4 protein-coding genes are annotated in these 2,667 nt (G+C 76.0%); 1 reads left to right on the top strand and 3 read right to left on the bottom strand.

Features of this window, described 5'->3' with window-relative positions:
• The 3 genes from DEF28_RS26210 to DEF28_RS26205 form a co-directional block, all read right to left on the bottom strand.
• A partial coding sequence (locus tag DEF28_RS26210) for a transposase (RefSeq protein WP_394340381.1) occupies nucleotides 1–197 on the bottom strand: 197 nt, incomplete at its 3' end.
• A 156-nt stretch (nucleotides 198–353) separates the two neighbouring features.
• A complete protein-coding gene (locus DEF28_RS27760; RefSeq protein ID WP_158562926.1) occupies nucleotides 354–491 on the bottom strand; it encodes a hypothetical protein in 138 nt (45 codons plus the stop codon).
• Nucleotides 492–800: 309 nt separating this feature from the next.
• A complete protein-coding gene (locus tag DEF28_RS26205; protein ID WP_233515555.1) occupies nucleotides 801–1,406 on the bottom strand; it encodes a CGNR zinc finger domain-containing protein in 606 nt (201 codons plus the stop codon).
• 313 nt (nucleotides 1,407–1,719) lie between these two features.
• Between DEF28_RS26205 and DEF28_RS26200 the strand changes: the two genes are divergently transcribed.
• A partial coding sequence (locus DEF28_RS26200) for a sensor histidine kinase (protein ID WP_114400871.1) occupies nucleotides 1,720–2,667 on the top strand: 948 nt, incomplete at its 3' end.

Genomic DNA, 2,667 nt, shown 5'->3' with positions numbered 1-2,667 from the left:
CTCCCCGGCCCCCGCTCGGGCAGGCCCCGCCAGGGGACCCCCGTCCTGGTGCGGGCGCGGAACAGGATGGCATTGACGGTTCCGCGGTGGTCGGCCCACCGCTGGCCTTTGCGGAGGTGGGCGGGCATGAGCGGGGCGGGCAGGCCCCCCTCCGCGTCGGTGAGGTCATGGCGCCGGACCACGTCGACACGCGGCACCAGAGCACCGGCCCACCCCGCAGACCTTCCAAGAAACAGAACTTAGGCGGGGACGGGCGGCGCGGTCGGTCGCGGTCCCTCGTGGGCCGCCGGTGCGGCACCGAGGGGGTCGGCGGTACCGGACGGGCCGGGGCCGCAGGCGGGCGGGCCGCGGCGTCAGCCGTGCGGGGTCCACCAGCCGGTGAGGCGGGCGACGCCGCGCTCCACGCCCGCCCATGGGGCCGTGAACGCCAGCACCCTGTGCTCATCGGTGCGGCCCAGGACCAGAAGCCGCAGTCGGAGTAACGGCCTCACCCCGCCGGCTCCGGTGAAGGAACGAGAAGCTTCGACCAGGGCGCCGCACCACCACGCCCCGGCACGACCAGCCGATCCGCCCCCCCACACGGCCGCCAGCCACCCGGCTCTGATCGGCGCACCGCCCGCGCCCACGGCGCAGGGCCCCGGGACCAGGTGGGCGCGGACCCGCCCCTGGCGCCTCCCGTGGCCGCAGCGGGCGAACCGTCCATCTGGGCGGAACCTGCGCAGCTCGGGGCGGTACCTGGAGGCGGTGGGACCCGCGTTCTCCGCCAGCCGAGACGGACGCGCGGTCGGCGGTGCCGGGCGTTATCCGGCCTGGCGGCGGGCGCGGTAGGCGTGCACCTTGCGGCGGTTGCCGCAGCGCTCCATGGAGCACCAGCGGCGGTTCCCCGGGCGGGAGGTGTCGAGGAAGACGAGATGGCAGTCCGGTGCCGCGCACTCGCGGATGCGGGCGGCGGCGCCGCTGGTGAGCAGGTCGATGGCCTCCCGGGCGGCGGCGCCGAGGACCTGTACGCCGGTGACGGGCGTGTGCCAGGCGCGGGCTCCGGTCGCGACGTCGACACGCGGGCGGGGGGAGGCGGCGGCGCCCTCGTTGAGCAGGGCCAGCTGCGCGGGCGTGGGCGGCCGCCCGTGGGCGAGTCCGCTGGCCACCGCCCACATGCTGTCGCGGAACCGCTTGATGTCGTGCAGTTCCATCGCCTTGATCCGCAGGTCGTCGCGGGTGAGGGGCGCGGTGGCGGCGAGGCGGGAGTCGACCAGCCAGTGGGCGAGGTCGTCGGGGGTGTGCAGGATCTCGTGGTGGCGGTGCGGCCCCGGGCCGCCGGTGACCAGCAGTTCCAGCCAGAACCCGCCCGGGTCGAACCGGTAGTGCTCACCGGCCGGTCCGGTCAGCATTCGCACCCCGCCTGTCACGTAACCAGTTTAGCCGGTGTCGCTAACCGGTATGGGCGGTTAGCGCATGCGACGGGATGACGCAGCCCAGATCGGACAGAACGGGGGCGCCGGGGCGGTCGGCGGAGCGCTGGGCGGTCGAACCGGGCGGCCGAACCGGGCCGGGGCGTCGGCGATGCCACCACCGTACCGGCCGCCGTCCCCGACACGGGCCCGTCCGGAGGCGGCGCGTCCCGCCCAGGAGTCCGGGGCCCCGACCTCGCCGACCGGTAGGGCGGTGCGGCCGTTGGCGGTGCGGCTGTTGGGGGGTGCGCGGCCGGTAGGTTCGGTGCCCATGAAGGGTTCCCGGGTCGGGCCCGCGCGGCGGCGCGGTGCGCGCGACTGGGCGGTGGACACCGCCCTGTTCCTGTTCGCCATCGCCTTCGGTCTGGCGGAGTTCAGCGAGACGGTGCTGTCGGGGTGGCTGCTCGGCGCCGATGTGGCGGCCGGTGTCGTGGGGTGTGCGGGGGTGTGGCTGCGCCGCCGGTGGCCGCTCGGGTTCGCCGTGGTGGCGACGGCGCTGTCGGCGTACTCCGCGACGGTGTCGGGGGCGGCGGTGGTGGCGTTGTTCACGGTGGCCGTGCACCGGCCGGCTCGGGTGACCGCCGCGATCGGGGCCCTCGCACTGCTGCTGGTGCCGGCGTACGCGGGGCTGCACGCCGATCCGCGGATACCGGTGCTGCTGCTCATGCTGCTCGCCGGCGTGATCTACGTCGCCGCGATCGGGTGGGGGCTGTCCATCCGGCACCGCCGCCAGCTGATGGAGTCGCTGCGGGAGCGGGCCGAGCGCGCCGTCGAGGAGGCGCGGCTGCGTGCGGAGCAGGCGCAGTCGCAGGCCCGCGAGCAGCTCGCCCGGGAGATGCACGACGTGCTGGGCCACCGGCTGTCGCTGCTGAGCGTGCACGCGGGGGCGCTGGAGTTCCGGCCCGATGCCCCGGCGGAGGAGGTGGCGCGCGCGGCCGGGGTGGTCCGGGAGAGCGCCCACCAGGCGCTGCAGGACCTGCGGGAGGTGATCGGGGTGCTGCGGGCGCCGGTGGGGGAGTTGCCGAGTCCGCGGCTGTCCGACGTTCCGGAGTTGGTGGCGGAGTCGCGCCGGGCGGGGATGCGGGTGGCGGCGGAGGTCCGGATCGGTGACGAGGCGGTCCCCGACGCGGCCGCGCGTACGGTCTACCGGATCGTGCAGGAGGGGTTGACGAACGCCCGCAAGCACGCCCCGGGGACGGAGGTGGAGGTGGCCGTGGAA

The organism is Marinitenerispora sediminis (genome assembly GCF_003336425.1).
GTDB lineage: Bacteria > Actinomycetota > Actinomycetes > Streptosporangiales > Streptosporangiaceae > Marinitenerispora > Marinitenerispora sediminis.
This window is presented reverse-complemented; position numbering and strand designations above follow the sequence as displayed.